Below are 23,809 nucleotides of genomic sequence, written 5' to 3'. Positions count from 1 at the left end.
AGCGAGGGGAGGCATCCGAACACGGTCAACCGCGGAGCCGGTCGAGCAGCTCGCCGGCATCCGCAACCTCGTCGAGGAGCGCACCGACGTTGGCCCGCGTGCCACGGCCGGGCTCCATCATCGGCAGGCGTTGCAGCGCATCGCGACCGACGTCGAGGATGAGCGAGTCCCACCCGGCGGCCACGACCTGGTCGGGGAACCGCCGCAGGCACTCGCCACGGAACCACGCGCGGGTGTCCTCGGGGGGTGAGGTGATCGCCGCCTGGATCTCGTCCTCGGTCACCAAGGTCTCGACCCGGCCCCGGGCCACGAGCCGTTGGTAGAGGCCCTTGTCGCGTCTCACGTCGGAGTACTGCAGGTCGATCGCCTTCAAGCGATCCGAGGTCCAGTCGAGGTCGTCGCGTTCACGGTACGCCTCGAGCAGCTCGAGCTTGGTCGCCCAGTCGACCTGTCCGGTGAGCTTCCGCGGATCGACCTCGGCGGTGGCCAGCACCGACTCCCAACGCTCGAGCACCTCGGTGGCGTCGCGCGGGAAACCCCCGCGTTCGTGGTGCTTGCGCGCGGCTTCGAGGTAGTGCCACTGCAGCTCGAGCGGGGTCGCCGTCGTGCCGTCGGCCAACCGCAGCGGTCGTGCCTGGGTCAGGTCGTGCGAGACGGCGTGGAACGCGGCGACGGGTTCGGCGAGCGCCGGCGGCTCGGGCAGTACCTCGTCCTCGATCAGGCCGAGGACCAGCATCATCGTGCCGACCTTGAGGAAGGTCGCGACCTCGCACAGGTTCGCGTCCCCGTTGATCACGTGCAGGCGCCGGTAGCGGTCCGGGTCGGCGTGCGGCTCATCGCGGGTGTTCATCAGGGGGCGCTTCAGGGTGGTCTCGAGCCCGACCTCGACCTCGAAGAAATCCGCGCGCTGGGTGAGCTGGAAGCCGAGGTCACGGTCGAGCTCGCTGCCGATACGGCCGGCGCCCACGTACACCGGCCGGGAGACGAAGAAAGGCAGCAGCTGACGGGTCAGACGACCGAAGGCGACCGACCGAGGGACCAGGTAGTTCTCGTGGGTCCCGTACGCCGCTCCCTTGCCGTCGGTGTTGTTCTTGTGGATGAGGACCCGGCTGCCGGCGGGCAGCGACGCGGCCGCCCTCTGCGCGGCGTCCTCGAGGATGCGCTCCCCCGCCTTGTCCCAGGTGACGAGGTCGCGCGCGTTGGTGACCTCCGGCGAGGAGTACTCCGGGTGGGCGTGATCGACGTAGAAGCGTGCGCCGTTGGTCAGCACCGTGTTGACGAGCCCGAGCTCGTCGTCCTCGAGCGGCTCGTGCGGATCGGCGACCTCGTACCCGCGGGCGTCGCGGAGCGGGTGCTCGTCGGCGTGGTCCCACCGGACCTCGGCCCGCCCAGCTGCCCGGTAGGCGCTCACCACCATCGATGAGGCCAGGACCGGGTTGACCTCGTTCGGCCCGATCACCGCGATCCCGAACTCGGTCTCGACCCCCACGAACGTCGGAGAGCTCACAGGTGTCGCCTCAGACGTGGGGTGCTCACAGGTACTGGCCGGGGTTGACGTTCTCGATCGAACGGCTCTGGTGGTCGGAGTCGGTGCCGCTGACGAGGGTGCGGACGAAGACGATGCGCTCACCCTTCTTGCCGCTGATACGCGCCCAGTCGTCCGGGTTGGTCGTGTTCGGCAGGTCCTCGTTCTCCCGGAACTCGTCGCGGATGGCCAGGATCAGATCCTCCGCGGTCAGGCCCCGAGCGCCGGTCGACAGCAACCGCTTGATGGCGAGCTTCTTGGCCCGCGCGACGACGTTCTCGATCATGGCGCCGGAGTTGAAGTCCTTGAAGTACAGGACCTCCTTCTCGCCGTTGGCGTAGGTGACCTCGAGGAACTCGTTGTCGCGGTCGGCGGCGTACATCTTGGTCACGGTGCGGGCGATGATGTCGGTCACGGTCGCCGCGGGGTCCCCGCCGTGGGCTGCGAGATCGTCCTCGTGCAGCGGGAGCCGCTCGTGGAGGTAGATGCCGAAGATCTCGCGTGCCGCATCCTCGTCGGGTCGGTCGATCTTGATCTTCACGTCGAGTCGGCCGGGCCGCAGGATCGCGGGGTCGATCATGTCCTCGCGGTTGGACGCCCCGATGACCACGACGTCCTTGAGCGACTCGACGCCGTCGATCTCGGCGAGCAGCTGGGGGACGATGGTGGTCTCGACGTCGGAGGAGACACCAGATCCGCGCGTGCGGAACAACGACTCCATCTCGTCGAAGAACACGATGACGGGGAACCCCTCGGTCGCCTTCTCACGGGCACGCTGGAAGATGACGCGGATCTGACGCTCGGTCTCACCCACGTACTTGTTCAGCAGCTCGGGACCCTTGACGTTGAGGAAGTAGCTCCTGACGTCCTCGCGACCGGTCTTGTCCCGCACCCGCTGCGCGAGCGAGTTGGCGACCGCCTTGGCGATCATGGTCTTGCCGCAGCCTGGTGGTCCGTACAGCAGGATGCCCTTCGGGGCGCGGAGCTCGTGCTCGACGAACAGGTCGGCGTGGAGGTAGGGCAGCTCGATGGCGTCCCGGATGGCTTCGACCTGGTCACCGAGACCACCGATCTGGTCGTAGCTGATGTCGGGGACCTGCTCGAGGATGAGCTGCTCGACCTCGGCCTTGGGGATCCGCTCGAGCGCGGTGTTGGCGCGCAGGTCCACGAGGACGCTGTCGCCGGTCTTGAGCGGCCCCTCGCGCAGCGCCGCGGCGAGGTGGACGACCCGTTCGTCGTCGGTGTGGCCGAGGACGAGCGCACGGCCGTCGTCGAACAGTTCGGCGATGGTCATGACCTCGCCGCGGTCCTCGACCCGCCCGACCGAGACGACGTTCATCGCCTCGTTCAGCCGCACCTCCTGGCCGACAGCGAGCTCGGCCGCGTCGACGTCCGGACCGACCGCGACCTGCATCTTGCGCCCGTTGACGACCACGGTGACGGTGTCGGCGTCCGCGTCGTGCTCGAGGTAGGTCGCGTAGGCCTGCGGAGGTGCCGACAGCCGGTCGACCTCCTCACGGAGCGTGGCGAGCTGGTCCCGCGCGGCGCGGAGCGTGTCGGTCAGCTTGGCGTTCTGCGACAACGCTGCCTGGAGCTGCCCCTTGGTCTCGAGCAGCCGTTCCTCGAGGGTGCGGATCCGGCCCGGCGTGGTCTCGAGCCGCCGACGCAGCAGATCGACCTCCTCGCGGAGGAACTTCAGCTCCGCTGCGAGCGCGTCGGGATCGTCGGGCAGGGAGGACTCCGACGGCCCCGGGTCGGCCGACCACGCGTCGGGGTGTTCGGACCCCGCGCCGCTCCCTGTCGTCGGATCGCCCACGTGGACCTCCTCACCGGCCGTGGTCCGCGGCGCGCACCACGGACGCCGGACCGGGCGGAGAGGCGCGGCCTCCGGCCCGCCCCGACCTCATCGACTGTACCGGTGGCTCTGCGACGAGCCACCGAGGTCGCGCAGCCGCCGACCGCCGCGTGCGTCGAGCTCAGTCGCGGCCATCGACGTGGTCGGACTCGGGCGCCGCGACCGGTGGGGCGGTCCAGGTGACCCCCGCTCCCCCGGCGTCGGCCTTGCGGCGCGGCCGCGGCGGACCGCCCTCGTCGCGGTGCGGCACCCGTCGCGCGGTCGTCAGGAACGCGGTGTGGGCGACCATGCGGTGACGCGGGCGAACGGCGAGCCCGTCGACGTCCCAGCCGCGGACGAGGGTCTCGGTGGTCCGCACGTCCGCGAACCGCCCGTCGGCCCAGAGGGTCTCGGTCAGGCGCATGACCTGCGGGACGGTCGGGGTGTAGCTGAGGACGATGCCTCCGGGAGCCAGCGCCGTGGCGACCGCGTCGACCACCGCCCACGGCTCGAGCAGGTCGAGCACGACACGGTGTGCCCGGAGGGCCCCGAGCCCGTCGACGACGTCGCCCTCGATCAGTTCCCAGTTGTCAGGGGCGCCACCGAGGAAACGGGTGACGTTGCGGCGGGCGATCCGGGCGTGGTCCTCGCGCCGTTCGAAGGAGATGACCTCGCCGGTCGGGCCCACGGCGGCGAGCAGGGCCAGCGTCAGGGCTCCCGAGCCAGCGCCCGCCTCGACGACGGTGCAGCCCGGACGCACGTCCGCCTCGGCGATGATCATCGCCTGGTCCTTGGGGTAGACGACCTGCGCCCCGCGCTTCATCTTGAGGACGAAGTCCTCACGGGTGGGGCGCAGGACCACCACCTCCATGTTCTTGTTGGTCCGCACCGCCGTGCCCTCGACCACGTCGATGAGGCTGTCGTGGGGAACCAGGCCGGCGTGGCTGTGCCACTCGCCCCCGGCTTCGAGCGTCACGAGGTAGCGGCGTCCTCGACGGTCGATCAGCACGACGAGTTCGCCGTCCACGAGCGGCGCGTCGGTCCCGGGCAGGATCGGAGCGGGGACGACCGGCTCGGACGCATCGGTCACGGGCAGAGCGGGATCGGGTTCCACGAGGGACCTTCGAGCGGCGGGTCAGGTGACCGGGAGGTCAGCCTGCGGACGGTCCGCGGACAGCAGCGGGAGAGCGGCGAGGATCCGGTCGCGCTGGCGACAGAACGCGCACACCTCCCCGGTGGTCGGCATGCCGCAGGTCTCGCAGGCGCCGAGCCCTGCGGGTGGGTCGTCACCCGCCTCCTCGTCCCACTTCGTGGCGTGCTTGTCGAGGAAACCGAAGAGGAACTGGGCCTTCAACCCCGGCGAGGTGGCTTCGAGCGCGTCGAGCGTGGCCTTGAGCTCGTGGCCGGTGTTGCCGTCCACGAGCGGGCACTCCTCGACCACGTAGTCGATGCCGCGGACCACGCAGTAGGCCGCCATCTCGCGCTCGGACAGCCGGTAGAGCGGCTTGACCTTGCGGACCTGGTTCGCGCCGGTCGCCGGGAGGACCGGACGCTGACGAGCCAGGAACGGGTCCTGCCAGCGGATGACGTTGCCGAGCAGGGTCGCGGCTTCGTCGTCGAGGTTGTGGCCCGTCACGACCACGTCGTAGCCGTGGTCGACGGCGACCTTGTTGAACGCGTACCGCTTGGAGAGGCCGCACACCCCACACGTGGACCGCCCGCTGGCCTGCGCGCCGGTCGGCGTGGTGTAGCCGTAGGTCTCGGCGAGCGAGACCACGTGGAGCTGCGCCCCCCGGGCCGCGGCGAACTCCTCGCACACGACCTGGGAGCGCTTCGAGTAGCCACCGATACCCAGGCCGATGTACAGGCCGTCGGCCTGGTAGCCGAGGTCGAGGAGCACGTCCCACAGCGCCAGCGAGTCCTTGCCACCCGACACCGCGACCAACAGCCGATCGCCGTAGGAGAACATGCGCTCGTGGGGCGGGCGTGCCGGTGGGTGGTCGATGGTCTTTCGGATCTGCTGCTGGACGTGCTCGACGAAGTGCTCGGGGCACCAGGCCGACCGGTGGCGCGGCTCCTCGATGACCGCCGGTGCCCGACAGCCACGTGCGTCACCTCCGGGGTCCACCCACACGCAGCGTGGCGCGGCACCGGCACCACCCGAGATGACGGGTCGGATCTCGACCTCGTCGGCGTCCTCGAGGGTGTGCCCGGCCGTCACGAGCTGTCCGCCGCTGATGACGAGGACGGTGTGCGGCGACAGGTCGAGCCGCTCGAGCACCTCGGCGACCGTCAGCGGGCCAGCCAGGGTCTCGACGCGGTCGGGGTTGCGTAGACGGACGCGCACGGGAGGGCCTCGGGGGGACGGGCGACGACGGCGGTGGACGCGTCCGGCGAGGCTATCGGCCGAACCCGCCCCCCTCGGCGTGACGCGCGGCGAGGTGGTCGATGTCAGCCGGGCCGTACCGGGGGCGACCCTCGAGGTCACGCGAGAGCGGGACCCGGACCGCCTCACCGGTGCGGACGACCACGTCCTCGCCACGGATGTCGACGGTGAGGTCCTCCCCCTCCGAGAGCTGCAGGGTGGCGGCGTCGTGGGTGAGTTCGATGTGGACCTGTCGGTCCTGGAACCGGAGCGGGAAGCGCATCCCCCGCCACGCGCTCGGCAGCCGGGGGTCGAAGCTCAGCTTGCCGCGGTGGTCGGCGAGTCCCGCGAACCCGTACATCAGCGCCATCCACACCCCGCCGGTCGACGCGATGTGCACGCCGTCGATCACGTTGCCGGCGATGTCGGCGAGGTCCATCAGCAGGGCGTACTGGAAGTACTCGAGCGCCTTGTCCTCGGCACCGATCTCGGCGGCCAGCACCGCCTGGACGCACGCCGACAGCGACGAGTCGCCGGTGGTGAGCGGGTCGTAGTAGCTGAAGTTGCGTTCCTTGAGCCCGGCGTCGAACTCGTCGTCGAGCAGGACCATGGCCAGCACGACGTCGGTCTGCTTGATGACCTGGTAGCGGTAGATCTTGAGGGGGTGGTAGTGCAGCAGGAGCGGGTAGTGATCGCGCGGCGTGCCCTCGAAGTCCCACCGTTCCTTGTCGAGGAAGCTGGCGTCCTGCGGGTGGATCCCGCGGTCCTCGTCGTAGGGGACGTGCATCCGGTCGGCAGCACGCTCCCAGGCCGCGACCTCGTCGGTGCGCAGATCGGTGGCGTGGACCAGGTCCCGGAAGGCCTCGGGGCGATCGTCCCGCATCCACCGCACGACCTCGACCGCGTACCGGAGGTTGCGGCGCGCCATGAGGTTGGTGAAGACGTTGTCGTTGACGACCGTGGTGTACTCGTCCGGTCCGGTGACACCGTGGATGTGGAACTCACCGGTGTCGGGCGAGTGGAACCCGAGGGCCTCCCACAGGCGAGCGGTCTCGACCAGGATCTCCGCGCCGACCTCGGTGAGCAGATCCCAGTCCCCGCGCACGTCGACGTAGCGCTGGATCGCGTAGGCGATGTCCCCGTTGATGTGGAACTGGGCCGTCCCGGCGGCGTAGTACGACGAGGCCTCCTCGCCGTTGATCGTCCGCCACGGGAACAGCGCCCCGGCTTCGGCGAGCTCGGCGGCGCGCGCCCGTGCCTCGGGGAGCATGGAGTGGCGGAAGCGCAGCAGGTTGCGGGTGATCCGAGGATCGGTGTAGGTCAGGAACGGCAGGACGTAGATCTCGGTGTCCCAGAAGTAGTGTCCCTCGTAGGACTGACCGGTGAGTCCCTTCGCCGGGATCCCGGTGCCCTCGGCGCGAGCCGCCGCCTGGATGAGCTGGAAGATGTTCCACCGGATCGCCTGCTGGATGCGCCGGGGCCCGTCGACCTGGACGTCGGCACGCGTCCAGAAGTCGGCGAGGTAGGCCCGCTGCGCCTCCTCCAGCGAGGCGAACCCGTCGCGCTTGGCACGGTCGAGGGTCCGGCTGGCGCGGTCGACCAGCTCGACCGACGGCACCGTCCGCGACACGTGGTAGGTGAAGTACTTGGTGAGCTTGATCGGCACGCCGGCCTTGGCGTCGATGGTGTAGACGACCTTGTCGAGGTCCTCGGCCCAGCTCGTGGTGACCGCCCAGGGGTCGTCGGTCTCGAGGACGTGGTCGATGCCGACCCCGAGCGTCATCTTCGAGTTGGTCGTCCGGTACCCGGTGATGAACCGTTGGTCGTCTTCGACGTGCTCACGGGCGTTCAGCACCCGGTGCCCGAACGCACGGGCCCGGCGGGGGTCGTCGTTGCCCCCCGACCGCGGCTCGTCCTCGGCACGCGCGTCCTGACGGTTGAGCAGCTGGCTCGAGAGCACGACCGGTGCGTCGGTGTCGACCACGACCTCGTACTCGATGGCGCCGAGGTGGCGGTGCTGGAAGGACACCAAGCGACGGGAGGTGACGCGCACCTGCTTGCCGGCGGGCGAGGACCAGTTGAGGGTGCGGTGCAGGACGCCCTCACGGAAGTCGATGCACCGCTCGTACTCGGTGATGCGCGCGGTCGGCAGGTAGAGCGGCTCGTCGTCGACGTAGAGCTTGATCAGGGTCGCGTCGGGACAGTTGACGATGGTCTGCCCGGTCCGTGCGAAGCCGTACGCCTCCTCGGCGTGGACGATGGGCCACGTCTCGTGGAAGCCGTTGAGGAAGGTCCCCGGCTCGATGGCGGGCCGCCCCTCCTCGAACGTGCCCCGGATCCCGAGGAAGCCGTTCGAGATCGAGAAGATGGTCTCGGCGTTGCCCATCCACTCGCGGGTGTAGTCCCGCTCGATGATCCGCCACTCGTCGGACGGGAACAGGTGCTCGGGCGGCAGGTTGATCTCACGGGGGATCACGGTGCCGACCTCGAGGCTCGAGCCGTTCTGGGGTGGCCGGACGCTACCGGTCCGGTGGGGACGAGTCACCGCACCCGCGGCGGGTGGGTGGCACCGCGATCAGCGTGCGAGGGTCTCGCGGACCAACGCGCGCAGCCGGTCGAGCCCGACGTTCTTCTCGGCGCTCACCCAGAGCACGGCGGACTCGTCGAGGCCGAGGCCCCCGGCCAGGTCGCGCTTGCGTCGCACGCGCTTGGAACTCTTGACCTTGTCGTGCTTGGTGGCCACGACCTGGAAGGCCACGTCGTTGTCCCGCAGCCACGCCAGCACCTCGGTGTCCTGGCCGGCCGGACCGATCTCGCCGTCGACCAGCAGGAGGGTCAGACGCAGCGGCTCGCGATCGCGCAGGTAGCCGTGCATCCGCCGTTCCCACGACGCACGGGTCGTCTTCGACGCTGACGACGCGTACCCGTACCCCGGCAGGTCGACCAGCGTCGCGCCGTCCTCGGTCGCGAAGACGTTGAGCAGCTGGGTCTTGCCGGGCTTGCCGGAGACCTTCGCGAGCCCCTTGCGGGCAGCGAGCGCGTTGAGCAGCGACGACTTGCCGACGTTCGAGCGCCCGACGACGGCGACCTCGGCCCGGCTCGGAGGCAACTGATCGAGCCGCTCCGCCGACGTGACGAACGTCAGCGGCAGCGGCGCGCTCAGAACGCCACCTGGCAGAAGCCGTGGTTGCAGTACCCGCCCGGGTTGGTGTGCAGGTACTGCTGGTGTTCGGGCTCGGCCCAGTAGAAGGTCGACCGCGGCACGATCTCGGTCACGATGTCCCCGAAACCGCGCTCGTTCAGCTTGGCCTGGTAGCGGTCGCGCGACGCCTCCGCCGCGGCACGCTCGGCGTCGTCGGCGACCTGGATCTGCGAGCGGTACTGGGTGCCCACGTCGTTGCCCTGCCGCATCGGCGTCGTCGGGTCGTGGTTCTCCCAGAACGGGACCAGCAGCTCTTCGAAGCTGGTGACCTCGGGGTCGTAGACCACCAGGACGTCCTCGGCGTGGTTGGTGCGCCCCGTGCAGACCTCCTGGTAGGTCGGGTTCGGGGTCACGCCGCCGCTGTAGCCGACGGCGGTGGTGAACACGCCCGGCATCTGCCAGTAGATGCGCTCCGAGCCCCAGAAGCAGCCCATCCCGACCACGAGCTCCCGGTGGCCCGCCGGGAACGGCGGGACGATGGGCGTACCGAGGACGGCGTGGGGCCGCGGGGTCGCGATGGCGTGCTCCCGCCCGGGGAGGGTCTCCTCGGGCGCGAGCAGTTCGAGGGTCTTCTTCCCGAACACGGGTGCCTCTCTCGGTCGGTGTCGTCAGGCGTCCCGTAGCGAGCGCAGCACGTGCTGGAGGATGCCGCCGTGGCGGTAGTAGGTCGCTTCACCGGGCGTGTCGATGCGCAGCCGCGCGTCGAAGCTGACCTCGCTGCCGCCCGCGCCGCGGGCCACCACGGCCACGGTCGCCGGGATGGAGCCGTCGTTGAGCGCGGTGACCCCGGAGATGCCGAAGGTCTCCTCGCCGGTCAGACCGAGCGACTCGGCCGACTCACCGTCGGGGAACTGCAGCGGCAGCACGCCCATCCCGATCAGGTTGGAGCGGTGGATCCGCTCGTAGCTGACGGCGATGACCGCCTCGACCCCGAGCAGCACCGTGCCCTTGGCCGCCCAGTCACGTGACGATCCGGACCCGTACTCGGCGCCCGCGAGGACCACGAGCGGGGTGCCCTCGGCCTGGTAGTGCTCGGAGGCCTCGAAGATCGACATCACCTCGCCGTCCCCCGCGTCGCTGAGGTCGCGGGTGAAACCGCCCTCGGTCCCCGGCGCGAGCTGGTTGCGCAGCCGGATGTTGCCGAAGGTGCCGCGGATCATGACCTCGTGGTTGCCGCGGCGTGAGCCGTAGGAGTTGAACTGCGACACCTCGACGTCGTGCTCGGTCAGGTACCGACCCGCCGGCGAGTCGAGTTTGATCGCACCCGCCGGGGAGATGTGGTCGGTGGTCACCGAGTCGCCGAGCTTGGCCAGCACCCGCGCCCCCACGATGTCCTCGACCGGCTCGGCCTCCGACGGCATGCCGTCGAAGAACGTGGGTTTGCGGATGTAGGTCGAGTCGGGGTCCCAGTCGAAGGTGTCGCCCTCGGGGGTGGGCAGCGCCTTCCAGCGCTCGTCGCCCTCGAACACCGACGCGTACTCCTCGGTGAACGTCTCGGACTGCATGGAGCTGTCGATGGTCTCCTGGATCTCCTGCGGGGAGGGCCAGATGTCAGCGAGGTGCACCGGCTGCCCGTCGCTGCCGGTGCCGAGCGGTTCGGTGGTGATGTCGATGTCCATCGACCCGGCCAGGGCGTAGGCGACCACGAGCGGCGGGGACGCGAGGTAGTTCATCTTCACGTCGGGGTTGATGCGGCCCTCGAAGTTGCGGTTGCCCGACAGCACCGAGGTGACGGCGAGATCGTGGGACTGGACCGCCGCGCTGACCTCGGGGATGAGGGGCCCGGAGTTGCCGATGCACGTGGTGCAGCCGTACCCGACGAGGTTGAAGCCGAGCTTCTCGAGGTAGGGGGTCAGCCCCGAGCGGTCGTAGTAGTCGGTGACGACCTTCGAGCCCGGCGCGAGCGTGGTCTTGACCCAGGGCTTGCGGGTCAGGCCCGCCTCGACCGCCTTCTTGGCGAGCAGCGCGGCCCCGATCATGACGCTCGGGTTCGAGGTGTTCGTGCACGAGGTGATGGCCGCGATCGTCACCGCCCCGTGATCGAGCTCGAAGCTGCTGCCGTCGGCGAGCGTGACCTCGACCGGGTTCGACGGTCGATCGGCAGCAGCCGACCCCTGCTGGTGGTGCGGCGCGTCCTCGGCGTCCTCGTGACCGTTGGCGGAGACCGAGACGGGATCCGACGCGGGGAAGGTGTCCTCGACCGCGTCGTCGAGGTCCCCGTGCTCGGGGGTGGAGGCGTAGTCGTCGAGGGCGACCCGGAAGGAACGCTTCGCGTCATCGAGGCTGACCCGGTCCTGCGGGCGCTTCGGCCCGGCGAGGGACGGCACGACGGTGGACAGGTCGAGCTCGATCGACTCGGAGTAGTCGGCCTCGTGGTCCGGGTCGTGCCACAGACCCTGGGCCTTCGCGTACGCCTCGACGAGGGCGACCTGGTGGTCGCTGCGCCCGGTGAAGCGCAGGTAGCGCAGGGTCTCGTCGTCGATCGGGAAGATCGCGGCCGTCGAGCCGTACTCCGGCGACATGTTCCCGATCGTGGCGCGGTTGGCCAGCGGGACGCCCGGGACGCCGGGGCCGTGGAACTCGACGAACTTGCCGACCACCCCGTGCTCGCGGAGCATCTCGGTGATGGTCAGGACGAGGTCGGTCGCGGTGGCACCATCGGGCAGCTGGCCCGAGAGCTTGAAGCCCACCACCGACGGGATGAGCATCGAGACGGACTGACCGAGCATCGCCGCCTCGGCCTCGATACCGCCGACGCCCCAGCCGAGCACCCCGAGCCCGTTGACCATCGTGGTGTGCGAGTCGGTGCCGACGAGGGTGTCGGGGTACGCCTGCGGTAGCCCGTCGGCGCGCTCGTTGCCGAACACGACGCGGGCGAGGTGCTCGATGTTGACCTGGTGGACGATCCCGGTCCCCGGTGGCACGACCTTGAAACCCTCGAACGCCGTCTGGCCCCAGCGCAGGAACGCGTACCGCTCACGGTTGCGTCCGTAGTCGAGGTCGATGTTGATCTGCAGCGCATCCGAGGTGCCGAAGGCGTCAGCGACGACGGAGTGGTCGATCACCAGCTCGGCCGGCACCAGCGGGTTGATCCGGGACGGATCGCCACCGAGGTCGCGCATCGCTTCGCGCATCGCGGCCAGGTCGACGACCGCGGGGACCCCGGTGAAGTCCTGCAGGATCACCCGGGCCGGGGTGAACTGGATCTCGGTCGATGGCTCCGCCGCCGCGTCCCACGCGGCGAGCGCCCGGATGTCGTCGGCGGTGGTGTTCTGGCCGTCCTCGGTGCGCAGGAGGTTCTCGAGCAGCACCTTGAGGCTGAACGGCAACCGCTCGGCACCCTCGACCGCGTCGAGTCGGAAGATCTCGTAGGTCCGATCGTCGACCTCGAGGTGGTCCTTGGCGCCGAAGCTGTCACGGGTCACGGTGGGCTCCCAGATGGGCGGTCGGGACCCCCAAGCTAGCCGAGGAGCGAGGGGCCCTCCCCTCGACCCCCTGCTCGGTAGCCTGCGACCGGCTCGCAGCAGCCGAGCGCGGGCGACGGAGGGAACGCACGTGCGTCACGGCACCGTCCTGCCCACCATCGACACGACCGACCGGTTCGCACCGATCGGGCCGATGGCCGAGGTCCGCGCAGCCGTCAGCGACGGCCCCGGCGGCGCGGCGTTGGCAGCGATCGTCGAGGCAGCTCCGGACCTCAAGCGCGCCGTCACCGCGTCCGGTGTCGTCGGCGGCGTGGCGACGGGCGAGCTCGTGACCTTCCCGTACCCGAGCGTCTTCGGGCTCTGGAGGGCTGCGCGGTCCCCCGTTCCCCTCGTCTGGTTGACGGCGCGCTTCCTCGTGGTCCAGTGGGACGAGCCGGCCCGGCGCGGCCGCACCCGGGGCACGACCGATCGCCGCCGCACGCTGCTGTGGGGTGCCTTCGACCGCGAGGGTGCCGCCACCACGCCGGCCGCGCTGCAGCTCGGGCCACGCACGGCGGTTCCGGACCGGTTGCTGACCACGACCCACGGGAGCGTGCGCGGACACCTGCGCGCGCTCGGTATCGATCCCGCGGACGTCGACTACGTCGCCTCCGACCACCTCCAGGCCCAGGACCTCCGGCGGGTCCTCGGGACCACCCGGCCCGCCCGCGACCTCGGCGAGCCCGACCAGCCCCTGGCGGGCTGGTTCCCGAACGCCACGCTGGTGACGTCGCAACGCGAGTGGTCCTCGCTGCACCAGCTCCACCCGCTGCAGGCACCTTGGTACCAGCCGGACACCTTCCGCGACCTCGACCCGCGTCGCGCTCACCGAGGGTGACGTCCAGCTCGGGCCGGGGGTCGCGCTCGTGGCGACACCGGGGCACACGGCTGGCACGGTCAGCCTGGTGCTCAACACCGACGATGGGGTCTGGGTGAGCTCCGGCAACGGTGTCGCCGCGGAGTGTTACGCGCCGCGGGCATCCCGGATCGCCGGGCTGCGCCGACATGCGGTCGAGTGGGGCCACGAGGTCGTGCTCAACGCCAACACCCCCGAGCGGGTGGGCGACCACTACGACGCGATGATCCTCGAGCGGTCGCTGGCGGACCCGTCGCCCGAGGCGCCGTTCCCGCGCGTCCTGCCCCTCTCCGAGCTGACGGGCTCCCGGCTGGCCCCAGGCTTGGCGCCCACCTTCGTCCAGGGCGGGATCGCGAGCGGGACCATCCGCGGCGGTAGCGTCGAGACGCGTTCGCAGGTGGCGTGAGACGCCGTTCGGCCGACCCGCTGCGCTGAGCGCACGGTGTGGTGCGCAGCTGGAGGTGCGCGTCACCGGGACGGGGTCCGATGCGTTCTGAGGGTGGGACGGCGCAGGTGCGCGTCCCCACGGAGACGGACGGGAGCGGCGTGCGGGAGCTGCAGGAGCGATGGGGACGGACCGCGCGACGCGCGGTCGCCGCCCTCCGCCACGTCGACCGTCCGCTGGTGGTGCTGGTCGTGGGCCTGCTCGCGCTCGCGACCCTGACCACCTACACCTCGCCGGCCCCTCCGTTCGGGACCACGACGTCAGCCGCCGCCACGGCGACCAACGTGCCGGAGGAGACGGTCGTCGTCGACGCGGCGGCGCCCGAGCTCGAGGGCCTCCTCGACGCGGGTCGTTCGCTCGGCGCCGACCCCGACGAGATGGGCCCCAGCCCCGATGCCGATGTCCGCGAGTTGACGCCGTTCGAGGGCAGCCCGGTCGGCGACCTCAGCGAGGACGAGGTGGTCCCGGCCGACCTCATCGTCCGCAGCGACACCGTCGATCTCGACGCGCTCACCGACGCGCTCGTCGGTGCCACCCACGTCGCCCCCGCTGCGGCCCTCACCGCCCAGGCCGACACCGGTGCTGACGAACCCACCGACCTGTCCCTGCTCGGGGTCGACGGCTCCACCTTCCGGCCCCTCGCCCCGCAGGTCACCGCGGGGGCTGATGCCGTCTGGGAGCGCTTCTCGGAGGGCGACGTCCTGGTCGCTCACGAGGTCGCCGAGGCACACGGTCTCGAGCTCGGGAGCACCCTCCTGCTGCGGACCGACTCAGCCACGGTGCCCGTCCGCATCGGTGCCTTCGCCGCCAACGGTGCCCCGTCCATCGCCGACGTCCTCGTCCCCGTCGACGTGGCCAGCCTCCTCGGCGCGGCCGGCCCCAACACCCTGATCGTCGCCGCGGGCGAGGACCCGGAGTCGCTCGGCACCGCGCTCGCGGACGCGACCGGTGGCGAGGTGGAACTGCGCCGCGAGTCCGCGCCTCCCGTCGCGGAACGGCGCACGACGCAGGCCACGCCCTCGGGCAAGATCGAACCGTTCAGCTACACCAGCCGGGCCGACGGGCGCATCTCGATCCACGGCGACTGGGTGGCGCGCAACATCACCCGGGTGCAGCTGCCCGGGATGTCCGCCACCTCCTGCCACCGGGTGATGGTCCCCCAGCTGCTCGCGGCCGTTGAGGAGCTCATCGAGCGCGACCTGTACCCCCACCTCGACCCGTCGCAGTTCGCGGGCTGCTTCGTCGCCCGGCACATCGACTGGAACCCCAGCAAGCCGCTCTCGATGCACGCTTGGGGGCTGGCGATCGACTTCAACACCCGTGACAACTGGCTCGGTGCCACCCCCAAGATGGACCGCCGCGTCGTCGAGGTGTTCGAGCGGTGGGGCTTCGAGTGGGGCGGGCACTGGCGGCGCCCCGACGGCATGCACTTCGAGCTGGCCCGGATCGTCCCGACCGGCTGAGCAGGTGCCGTCCACCCGCTGACCCGTAGGCTCGCGGCACCGAAGAACGCCGTCCCGGAGCCTGCCACGTGCCCACGCTCGCCATCGTCCGACACGGCCAGTCGCTGTGGAACCTCGAGAACCGGTTCACCGGCTGGGTCGACGTCCCGCTGACCGAGAAGGGTCGCGAGGAAGCCCGCACCGCAGGTGAGCGGCTCCGCGACATGTCGTTCGACGTGGCGTACACCTCGAGGCTGTCGCGGGCGCAGCACACGCTCGACATCATCATCGAGACCGCGGGCTTCGAGGGGGTGCCGGTCATCCGTGACGAGGCGCTCAACGAGCGTCACTACGGCGACCTGCAGGGGCTCAACAAGGCCGACACCGCCGCGAAGTACGGCGACGAGCAGGTCCACACGTGGCGCCGCTCGTTCGCCACGCCGCCGCCGAACGGCGAGGCGCTGAAGGACACGGCCGCGCGCACGCTGCCGTTCTTCGACCGCGCCATCTTGGGTGACATCCGCCAGGGCAAGGACGTGCTGGTCGTCGCCCACGGCAACTCCAACCGGTCGATCGTCATGCAGCTCGACGACCTCGACGAGGAGGGCGTGCTGGCGCTCGAGCTCGCGACGGGGATCCCTCTGGTCTACGAGCTGGACGCCGACGGCACGGTCCGCTCACGCGAGCTGCACGACCGCTGACCGATCGGGGACGGCGCGCCGCCGGTGGCTCAGTAGGTGCCGGACACGTACCCCGTCAGCTGCTCGGTCTGCATCTCGAGCTCGTCGAGCCGGCGCTTGACGACGTCACCGATGGACACGATCCCGACGAGCTGATCGTCGTCCACGACCGGGACGTGACGGAACCGACCGTCGGTCATCGTCCGCGCGAGCTCGTCGGTGGTGGACGAGGACGTGCACGTGGTCACCGGCGAGGTCATCACGTCGCGGACGGGCAACCCGAGCACGTCGTGGTCGACGGCGAGCCGGCGGACGACGTCCCGTTCCGACATCACGCCGACGACGCTCCCTCCGTCGAGGACGACGACGGCGCCGACGTTGCGGTCGGCGAGCCTGCGGACCGCCTCGCCGACGGAATCGTCCGGGGCGACCGTCAGGACGTCGCTGCCCTTCTTGGCCAACACCCGCTCGATGGACTCGCTCATCTGGTCTCCCCTCTCGACGCGGTCTCCGAGCCCAGCATGGCACCGCGGTAGCCTCGTCGCCACCCGTCCATCGAGGTTCCGACGTGACCGAAGCCGTCACCGCCCGTGAGGGTTGGCCCGTCCTCCACCTGTTCCTGACCGTCGACCACGCCGAGGTCCCCTCGCTGCCGCCCGGTGCGGCCAAGGATCTCGTCGACGTGCTGATGCGGTGGCAGGAGGACTCGCAGCTCCACATCTTCAGCGCGATCGGCCACAAAGCCGACGTGATGCTGATGGGGATCGACCCGGATCTGGCCCGGCTCCGCGCGCTCCAGACCGACGTCCAGGCGTGCGAAGCGGCGCCAGCGCTCGAGCTGACCTGGTCCTACCTGTCGCTCACCGAGGGCGGCGAGTACGTGACCACCGGGGAGCAGTACCGCAAGGAGATGACCGCCAAAGGCGTCACAGGCGACGATCTCGAGCAGCGCGTCGAGCAGTTCGTCGAACGGATGGCCACGTACACCGACGACAAGCTGCACCCGCAGATGCCCGCGTGGGAGGTCGCCTGCTTCTACCCGATGTCGCACCGTCGCGAGGCGCCAGACAACTGGTACTCGCTCGACTTCCCCGCGCGCAAGCGCCTCATGCACGACCACGGCAAGAGCGGTCGCGCGTACACCGGGCGGGTCCTGCAGCTCGTCTCCGGCTCCACGGGGCTCGACGAGTGGGAGTGGGGTGTGACCCTGTTCGCCCACGACCTCGGTGACCTCAAGGAGATCGTCTACACGATGCGCTACGACGAGGCCTCCGCGCGCTACGCGGAGTTCGGGGATTTCGTGGTCGGCATCCGCCGGTCCCCCGCCGAGCTCGTGACCGAGATCGGTCTCGACCGCAGCGCCCGGTGACCACCGGCGCGACCGCGGCCGCGATCGCCCGTGGCGTCACCCTGCTGCGGCGCACCGGTGCCACCGCCGGTGACCGCGTGGTGGTCCAGCTCGGCCAGGACCTGTCGACCTTCGGTGTCCTCGCGGCCGCCTGCCTCGAGGGGGTCGTGGCCGTCCCGCTCCCGCCCGACCTCCCCCCGGGCGAACGGCGCGCGATCGTCGCGGACGCCCGCCCCACCGCGATCCTCGCCGATCCGACGCTGGTGGTCTCGACCCCGGCGGAGCTCGACGTCCCGGTACACGAGGTCGACCCGGCGAGCATCGCGACCCTGCCGGGGACCGATCCGGCGTCGTCCTGGCCCCGTACGCGGCCGATGGCGTACACGTCCGGCACGACGGGGCGTCGCAAGGGCGTCCACGTGGGCGTGCACGAGCCCGACTGGGGCCGGGAGGTCACCGAGGACGAGCACCTGGCCTTCGGCGGGCGTCACGGCGACCGCCACCTCGTGGTCTCACCCCTCTACCACTCGGGGCCGCTGCGTTTCGCGCTCGTGACGGCGCTGCTCGGTGGCGAGGTCGCCGTCCTGCCTCGCTTCGACGCGCGCGCGTGGCGCGACGCGCTCCGGGCGGTGCGTCCGACCTCGCTCTTCTGCGTCCCGACCCACCTGCACCGTCTGCTCGCGCTCCCCGACGTCACCGGGGACGACCTCGCGTCGCTCACCCTGCTCGCGCACGCTGGGGCACCCTGCCCGGTCCCCCTCAAACGACGGACCCTCGAGCTCACCCCGGCGAGCAGCGCGTGGGAGTTCTACGGCTCCACCGAGGGCCAGTTCACCGTCTGCCCTCCGGAGGTCTGGGAGGTCGCCCCCGGGACCGTCGGGACCGCGCGACCTGGCCGACGGCTGCGGATCCGGGACGTGGACGGTGGCGAAGCCGCGACCGGCGAGATCGGGACGGTGTGGTGCGAGGCTCCCACCCACGCTCGGTTCACCTACTGGGACGACCCCGCCCGCACGGCGGCGGCGTGGGACGGCGATGCGTTCACGGTCGGCGACCTCGGGTCGCTCGACGCCGCTGGCCGCCTGACGCTCGCCGGTCGGCCCGGCGACCTGGTGATCTCCGGAGGGGTGAACGTCTACCCGGCCGAGGTGGAGCGTCACCTGCTCGACCTCCCCGGGGTGGCCGAAGCGGTGGTCTTCGGCATCCCCGACGAGGACTGGGGGCAGCAGGTCGTCGCCGCCGTCGTCGCGCACGCCGGCGTCGAACTCGACCCCGCGTTCCTGCGCCACCAGCTGTCCGATCGCCTGCGCGCGGCCGAGGTCCCGAAGCAGGTCGCCATCGTGGACGAGCTGCCCCGGACGCCGACCGGCAAGATCCGACGCATCGGGTTGGCCGGTGCCGTCGCCGGACCGTGGGGCCCGACGTGACCGCCCGGGAGGCGCGACTCACCGAGGTCCTCGACCAGCTCGCGGCGCACGTGCCGCACGGACCCACCGAGACGTGGTCGCTGCGACGCACCCGCGCGCTGGCGACCTGGCTCCCCCGACCGTTCGACGAGCACGCGGACGCCACGCACCTGACGGGGTCGGCCATCGTGGTCGACGACCGCGGTCGCGTCGTCCTCCACCGCCACAAGCGGCTCGGGCTGTGGCTCCAACCGGGCGGTCACGTCGACCCCGGAGAGTCGGCACCCGACGCGGCACGGCGCGAGACGCGCGAAGAGACCGGGCTGGCCGCCCGTCACCCCGACGACGGGCCGCGGCTGATCCACGTCGACGTCCACCCCGGACCTCGTGGCCACCTGCACCTCGACCTGCGCTACCTGCTGATCGCCGACGGCGCTGACGCGTTCGCACCGGACGCGGGCGAGTCGGCCGACGTCGCCTGGTTCACCGCCGAGGAGGCGTGTCGGATCGGCGACGGCAGCGTTGCGGCAGCGGTCGAGGGCGCCCTTCGCCACTCCGGCTGAGGGTCGGCGGGATCACCAGACGGCGAGGTGGTCCTCGGCGACCCCCGCGAGACGGACCTCAGCAGCTCGTCCGTCCGGGTCGGTGAGGCTCCCGGTCCAGGTACCGAACGGCATCACGTACCGGGAGGTCGCCACCACGAGCCGCTCGTCCGCGCTGCGAGAACCGTGCGGCTCGAGGTGCAGCGACGTGCCTGGCCCCGAGACCTGCCAGGGATCGACCGCGACGTCGCCGGTGGCCGCTAGCGAGGTCAACTCCAACGCGTGGGGCACGCCGTCCCACCAGACGACGTCCTCCCCCGCTTCGCGGCGGTTCATCCCAGTCGACGCGTTCACGCCGACACGTCGTCCGTCAGCGGTCGAACCGGCACCCGCCGCCCACCGCCACGTCGTGCGCCGGTCTTGCCGGCCTGCGGTCCAATCCGACCACGCGCCAGCGTCCGCAGCGAGACCGACGGTCGGCCCGGCTCCGAGCTGGACCTCTCCGGTGACCGGCATCCCTGCGGCCTTGCGGGTCACGTTCCACCCTCCGGCCTCGGTGCGCGTCGAGAGCACCGCCGGCGTGATCGTGCCCTCCGAGCGAACGTCCGCGCGGAGACGGCCCGTCCGGGTCGGGACGTCGAGGTCGATGCGTCCGTCCGGGTGCAGCTCGAGGCGAGCCTCTCCGGCTCGGACCGCGGCGCCCCCCGCCGGCACCTCACCGACCCGGACACCCCGGGCGAGCGGACGTGTCAGGTCCCACGTGCCCTGGACGCCGCCGACCCGCGCGAACGCGAAGGCCACACCGGCGACACCGAGGTGCACCACCGCGGCGCCGACGAGGGTGTCGCCGTCCCCGGCGGCGACGTAACACCACCGTCGGACGCGACCGCGTCGCGGGGCGCGTGGGACCGGGTCGATCGCGACCTCTCCGGCGACCAGGCCGCGGACGAGTCGCGGACCGGCGGGCAGGAGCGGGAGGGGGGCGGACACGGTCAGAACAGGCGGAGGTGGACGTCGTCCTCACCGCGCAGCCGGGCGAGGTCGACCTCGACGCACCCGATGCCTCGCGAGGCGGCCAGCACGCGGGCCTGTGGCTTGATCACCGTGGCGGCGAAGACGCCGCGAACCGGCGCGATGAGCGGGTCACGTTGCATCCGTTCGAGGTACCGGGTCAGCTGCTCGACGCCATCGATCTCGCCGATCCGTTTGATCTCGACCGCCACCGCAGCGCCGTCCACGTCGCGACAGAGCAGGTCGACCGGGCCGAGGTCGGTCCGGAACTCGCGCTGCACGCAGGTGAGGCCGTCCTCGAGGTGACCGGGGTGGTCGGCCAGCAGCTCCTGCAGCTCCCGCTCCACCCCGTCGAGCGTCAACCCGCGTTCGGTGTCGAGCTCGACCGTCGTGTCGGAGACGATCCGTTCGAACTCGATGGTCAGCGTCTCGCCCTTGGGGTTGGTCACGACCCACCGGTCGGCGTCCTCGGCGAGGGTGTTGGGCGCGTTCATCCAGTTGACGGGCTTGTAGGCGCCGACATCGGCGTGGATGGCGACGCACCCGTCCGCCTTGACCATGATGAGCCGGAGCGCCGGTGCCAGGGTCGACGACAGCCGGCCGACGTAGGTGGCCGAGCAGCGGGCGATGACCAGCCGCACGGGGCCTCCTGGCGAGCACGAAGATGCTCCGGGACGCTACCAGTGGCCCCGAGCCGGTACGGAACGGCGCGACGGCGTCCGGGCGGGCACCGCCTCGCCGCTACCCTCGCGGGTCGACCCGTCGGCGGACCGTCGTGGTCGTCCCTCCACCCCTCCCCCTCCCCTCCGAGGCTCCCGTGGCGCTGCAGGTCGGACTCGTCGGGCTGCCGAACGTCGGCAAGTCGACGCTGTTCAACGCCGTCTCCCAGGCCGGTGCGGAGGCCGCGAACTTCCCGTTCTGCACCATCGACCCGAACGTCGGGGTCGTCGCCGTCCCCGACGCGCGTCTGACCCGCCTGGCGGAGCTCGCCGCGTCCAAGAAGGTCGTGCCGACGGCGATCGAGTTCGTCGACATCGCCGGGCTCGTGGCCGGCGCCTCGCAGGGCGAGGGGCTCGGCAACCAGTTCCTGGCCCACATCCGCGAGGTCGACGCGATCTGCAACGTGGTGCGCTGCTTCGAGAGCGACGACATCGTCCACGTCAGCGGCTCGGTCGACCCGGCCCGCGACGTCGAGATCATCACCACCGAGCTCGTCCTCGCCGACCTCGCCACCGTCGAGAAGCGGCTCGAACGCGCCAACCGGACGGCGCGGACCGGCGACAAGGACGCGATCCGGGAACGCGACGTCATCGAGGCGCTCCGCGACCACCTCGGCGAGGGCTCCGTGGCCCGCACCTTCCGCGGCGAACTCCCCCCGGTGGTCGCTCGCGAGCTGTCGCTGCTGACCGCCAAGCCGGTGCTGTACGCCGCCAACGTCGCCGAGGACGAGCTCCCGGACGGCAACGAGCACGTCGCGGTCGTGCGCCGGCTCGCCGAGGAGGAAGCGGCCGAGGTCGTGGTCATCTCCGCACAGGTCGAAGCCGAACTCGCCGATCTCGAGGGCGACGAACGCCAGGAGTACCTGACCGACCTCGGCCTGGAGCGCTCCGGGCTGGAGCGGCTCATCGACAGGGCCTACCGGCTGCTCGGGCTGCTGACCTACTTCACGGCCGGCCCCGAGGAGGCGCGGGCGTGGACCGTGCCCGGCGGGTCCACCGCACCACGCGCCGCGCGCGAGATCCACACCGACTTCGAGCGTGGCTTCATCAAGGCCGAGGTCATCGCCTACGACGATTACGACCGCCTCGGGAGCGAGGCCGCCGCGCGCGACGCGGGCCGGCTGCGGATCGAGGGCAAGGAGTACGTCGTCGCCGACGGGGACGTGATCCACTTCCGGTTCAACGTCTGAGCGTCACCGCAGCTGTTCGACCCCACAACCCTGACCGACGAGGAGGCCCACGGTGGCCCGCTCCGAACCCATCACCCGCCTCGAGGTCGCTGCCTGCCCGACCCACCGGATGGACGTGAAGCACTACACCAGCCACGAGGTCGGCTGCGACTGCCTGTCCGCGGACCGGCGCGATGCCCTCGCGACCCGTTTGGCCGACGCTCGCGCCGAGGGCAACCCGCTGGCCGAGATGGCCGAGTGACCTGACGGCCACCCGGCCGACAGCGTCCGCTTCGGGCACCATCGTGTCGAGGTCCCGCCGCACGCGGTGACCGTGACGACAGGGACCGGCACGTGAGCGACGAACGCGATGGCGCCAGCAGGAGCCGGGCTTCGCTCGGCGGCCGGCTGCAGCGCGGTGCTCGGCTCGCCCGCGCCGGCGCGAAGGGCGCCGCCGGGGTCGCCACCTCGAAGGCACGTGGGCTCGCCGGGGGCGACCCGCGTGAGGCCGAGCTCCACGCCCGTGTCGCCGCCGACCTCGCCGAGGTCCTCGGTGACATGAAGGGCGCGGCGATGAAGCTCGGCCAGCTGCTGAGCTTCGTCGACCTCGACCTGCCGCCCGAGGTGCAGAGCACCTACCACGACGTGCTCGCTTCCCTCCGCGACCAGGCGCCCGCCTTCGATCCTGGTGCGATCGACGAGGTCCTCCACCAGTCGTACGGCGAGGGACCGGAACACGTCTTCGCGTCGTTCGACCCGACCCCGCTCGCGGCCGCCTCGATCGGGCAGGTGCACGCCGCCAAGCTCCACGACGGCCGCGACGTGGTGGTCAAGGTGCAGTACCCCGGCGTCGCCGACGCCGTCCGCGCCGACCTCAAGAACGCCGAGTCGTTCGCACCCCTCGCCCGCCTGGTGTCCCCCAACCAGGAGATCGGGCCGTTGCTCGACGAGCTCCGCGAGCGCGTGTTCGACGAGCTCGACTACGAGCGCGAGGCCCAGTACCAGCGCGCCTTCGCCAACCGCTACGAGGGGCACCCCTTCATCCACGTCCCCGACATCGTCGGCGATCTGTGCCGCCAGCAGGTGCTGGTGTCCGAGCGCATCTACGGGCGCACCTTCGATCAGCTCGTTGCCGAGGGGACCGACGAGGATCGGCAGCGCGTCGGTGAGATCATCTTCCGGTACGCGTTCGGGTCGATCGGACGCTTCCGGCTGTTCAACGGTGACCCGCACCCCGGCAACTACCTCATCGAGGAGGGTGAACACGGCCTGACGGTCGCGTTCCTCGACTACGGGTCGGTCAAGCTCTTCAGCCGCGAACGCTACGCGTCGATGCGCCGCATCGAAGCGGCGATGGCGCTGTCGGACCGTGATGCCGCGCTGTCCGCCCTCCGTGACGCGGGGTTCCTGCCCCGCAGCGCCAAGGTCGACGGGGATGCGGTCTACGAGTGGTTCCGGCTGTACACCAAGCCCGTCCTGGCTGACCAGCCGTTCACCTTTACGCCCGAGTTCGCGGCCGAGGTGATCCGTTCCTCCGCCGACCCTCGCAGCCCCCTCGCCGACGTCGTCCGGCGGCTGAACCTCCCGTCGGACTACCTCCTGCTCAACCGCATCCAGTGGGGCCTGAACTCGGTCCTCGCACGCCTCGGCGCCCGCGGCGACTGGCGCGCCATCCGCGACGAGTACCTGGAAGGCGGTGGCGGTCCTGCGACCGCCCTCGGCGAGCTCGACGCGCAGTGGTGGCGGACCCGCGAACCGGCGGTCGACCCACCAGCCTGAGGGCGCGCCGACGAGGGTGGGG

The 23,809-nt window shown here is 71.2% G+C and carries 21 protein-coding genes; 10 read left to right on the top strand and 11 right to left on the bottom strand.

The features are described from left to right. Positions 1-25: 25 nt before the first annotated feature. The 8 genes from dop to WEB03_RS15740 form a co-directional block, all read right to left on the bottom strand. The gene (gene dop, locus WEB03_RS15775; RefSeq protein ID WP_368071876.1) at positions 26-1,507 is read right to left on the bottom strand and encodes a depupylase/deamidase Dop; all 1,482 of its coding nucleotides are present in this window, start codon (positions 1,505-1,507) and stop codon (positions 26-28) included. 25 nt (positions 1,508-1,532) lie between these two features. Next, positions 1,533-3,257: a proteasome ATPase gene (gene arc, locus WEB03_RS15770; RefSeq protein WP_368071895.1), complete on the bottom strand. Its 1,725-nt coding sequence runs from the start codon at positions 3,255-3,257 to the stop codon at positions 1,533-1,535. Positions 3,258-3,501: 244 nt separating this feature from the next. Then, positions 3,502-4,473 (bottom strand): tRNA (adenine-N1)-methyltransferase, encoded by a 972-nt coding sequence (locus tag WEB03_RS15765; protein WP_368071875.1) that lies wholly within the window; start codon positions 4,471-4,473, stop codon positions 3,502-3,504. A 21-nt stretch (positions 4,474-4,494) separates the two neighbouring features. Then, positions 4,495-5,706, bottom strand: a complete 1,212-nt coding sequence (locus WEB03_RS15760; RefSeq protein ID WP_368071874.1) for an ATP-binding protein — start codon at positions 5,704-5,706, stop codon at positions 4,495-4,497. 52 nt (positions 5,707-5,758) lie between these two features. Beyond that, entirely contained in the window at positions 5,759-8,200 is a 2,442-nt protein-coding gene (locus WEB03_RS15755) for a glycoside hydrolase family 65 protein (protein ID WP_368071873.1), read from the bottom strand. A gap of 99 nt (positions 8,201-8,299) precedes the next feature. After that, positions 8,300-8,869, bottom strand: coding sequence for a ribosome biogenesis GTP-binding protein YihA/YsxC (gene yihA, locus WEB03_RS15750; RefSeq protein ID WP_368071894.1), 570 nt, complete (start codon positions 8,867-8,869; stop codon positions 8,300-8,302). Between the two features lie 14 nt (positions 8,870-8,883). Then, positions 8,884-9,510: a peptide-methionine (S)-S-oxide reductase MsrA gene (gene msrA, locus WEB03_RS15745; RefSeq protein ID WP_368071872.1), complete on the bottom strand. Its 627-nt coding sequence runs from the start codon at positions 9,508-9,510 to the stop codon at positions 8,884-8,886. Between the two features lie 24 nt (positions 9,511-9,534). Continuing rightward, the gene (locus WEB03_RS15740) at positions 9,535-12,351 is read right to left on the bottom strand and encodes an aconitate hydratase (protein ID WP_368071871.1); all 2,817 of its coding nucleotides are present in this window, start codon (positions 12,349-12,351) and stop codon (positions 9,535-9,537) included. A 130-nt stretch (positions 12,352-12,481) separates the two neighbouring features. Between WEB03_RS15740 and WEB03_RS15735 the strand changes: the two genes are divergently transcribed. The 4 genes from WEB03_RS15735 (at position 12,482) to WEB03_RS15720 (ending at position 15,834) form a co-directional block, all read left to right on the top strand. Further along, positions 12,482-13,228 carry a hypothetical protein gene (locus WEB03_RS15735; protein WP_368071870.1) on the top strand — a complete coding sequence of 249 codons (747 nt, stop codon included), beginning with the start codon at positions 12,482-12,484 and terminating at the stop codon, positions 13,226-13,228. Positions 13,229-13,256: 28 nt separating this feature from the next. After that, a complete protein-coding gene (locus WEB03_RS15730; protein ID WP_368071869.1) occupies positions 13,257-13,652 on the top strand; it encodes a hypothetical protein in 396 nt (131 codons plus the stop codon). Positions 13,653-13,792: 140 nt separating this feature from the next. Next, positions 13,793-15,154: a M15 family metallopeptidase gene (locus WEB03_RS15725; protein WP_368071868.1), complete on the top strand. Its 1,362-nt coding sequence runs from the start codon at positions 13,793-13,795 to the stop codon at positions 15,152-15,154. 68 nt (positions 15,155-15,222) lie between these two features. Further along, the gene (locus WEB03_RS15720; RefSeq protein ID WP_368071867.1) at positions 15,223-15,834 is read left to right on the top strand and encodes a 2,3-diphosphoglycerate-dependent phosphoglycerate mutase; all 612 of its coding nucleotides are present in this window, start codon (positions 15,223-15,225) and stop codon (positions 15,832-15,834) included. 29 nt (positions 15,835-15,863) lie between these two features. Here the strand turns inward: WEB03_RS15720 and WEB03_RS15715 are convergent, their stop codons facing one another. Beyond that, on the bottom strand, positions 15,864-16,298 hold the full coding sequence (locus tag WEB03_RS15715) for a CBS domain-containing protein (RefSeq protein ID WP_368071866.1): 435 nt from the start codon (positions 16,296-16,298) through the stop codon (positions 15,864-15,866). 83 nt (positions 16,299-16,381) lie between these two features. On the opposite strand from WEB03_RS15715, the gene WEB03_RS15710 reads away from it, so the two are divergent. From WEB03_RS15710 to WEB03_RS15700, 3 genes are read left to right on the top strand one after another with little or no spacing between them, the layout of a single operon-like run. Then, a complete protein-coding gene (locus tag WEB03_RS15710) occupies positions 16,382-17,182 on the top strand; it encodes a chlorite dismutase family protein (RefSeq protein ID WP_368071865.1) in 801 nt (266 codons plus the stop codon). Then, positions 17,179-18,588: a class I adenylate-forming enzyme family protein gene (locus tag WEB03_RS15705; protein WP_368071864.1), complete on the top strand. Its 1,410-nt coding sequence runs from the start codon at positions 17,179-17,181 to the stop codon at positions 18,586-18,588. The genes WEB03_RS15710 and WEB03_RS15705 overlap by 4 nt, the downstream gene beginning before the upstream one ends. Next, positions 18,585-19,130 carry an NUDIX hydrolase gene (locus WEB03_RS15700; RefSeq protein WP_368071863.1) on the top strand — a complete coding sequence of 182 codons (546 nt, stop codon included), beginning with the start codon at positions 18,585-18,587 and terminating at the stop codon, positions 19,128-19,130. The genes WEB03_RS15705 and WEB03_RS15700 overlap by 4 nt, the downstream gene beginning before the upstream one ends. Positions 19,131-19,142: 12 nt before the next feature. Here WEB03_RS15700 and WEB03_RS15695 read toward each other — a convergent pair whose 3' ends face one another. Together WEB03_RS15695 and nucS are read right to left on the bottom strand one after the other, a co-directional pair. Further along, positions 19,143-20,099 carry a DUF2804 family protein gene (locus tag WEB03_RS15695; RefSeq protein ID WP_368071862.1) on the bottom strand — a complete coding sequence of 319 codons (957 nt, stop codon included), beginning with the start codon at positions 20,097-20,099 and terminating at the stop codon, positions 19,143-19,145. A 2-nt stretch (positions 20,100-20,101) separates the two neighbouring features. Then, on the bottom strand, positions 20,102-20,761 hold the full coding sequence (nucS, locus tag WEB03_RS15690) for an endonuclease NucS (protein WP_368071861.1): 660 nt from the start codon (positions 20,759-20,761) through the stop codon (positions 20,102-20,104). Positions 20,762-20,937: 176 nt separating this feature from the next. Between nucS and ychF the strand changes: the two genes are divergently transcribed. From ychF to WEB03_RS15675, 3 genes are all read left to right on the top strand, one after another. Continuing rightward, positions 20,938-22,029, top strand: coding sequence for a redox-regulated ATPase YchF (gene ychF, locus WEB03_RS15685; RefSeq protein ID WP_368071860.1), 1,092 nt, complete (start codon positions 20,938-20,940; stop codon positions 22,027-22,029). 52 nt (positions 22,030-22,081) lie between these two features. Further along, positions 22,082-22,270, top strand: a complete 189-nt coding sequence (locus tag WEB03_RS15680) for a hypothetical protein (RefSeq protein WP_368071859.1) — start codon at positions 22,082-22,084, stop codon at positions 22,268-22,270. A gap of 92 nt (positions 22,271-22,362) precedes the next feature. After that, entirely contained in the window at positions 22,363-23,787 is a 1,425-nt protein-coding gene (locus tag WEB03_RS15675; RefSeq protein ID WP_368071858.1) for an ABC1 kinase family protein, read from the top strand. Positions 23,788-23,809 lie beyond the last annotated feature (22 nt).

It is taken from the genome of Nitriliruptor sp. (assembly GCF_040882075.1).
Lineage (GTDB): Bacteria > Actinomycetota > Nitriliruptoria > Nitriliruptorales > Nitriliruptoraceae > Nitriliruptor.
Note: the sequence above shows the minus strand (reverse complement) of the source record. Positions and strands in the feature narration are given on the sequence as shown.

Bases quoted from the DNA above. Each gene is read 5' to 3' on its own strand.
- WEB03_RS15715 (WP_368071866.1), bottom strand. From the start codon at position 16,298: ATGAGCGAGTCCATCGAGCGGGTGTTGGCCAAGAAGGGCAGCGACGTC.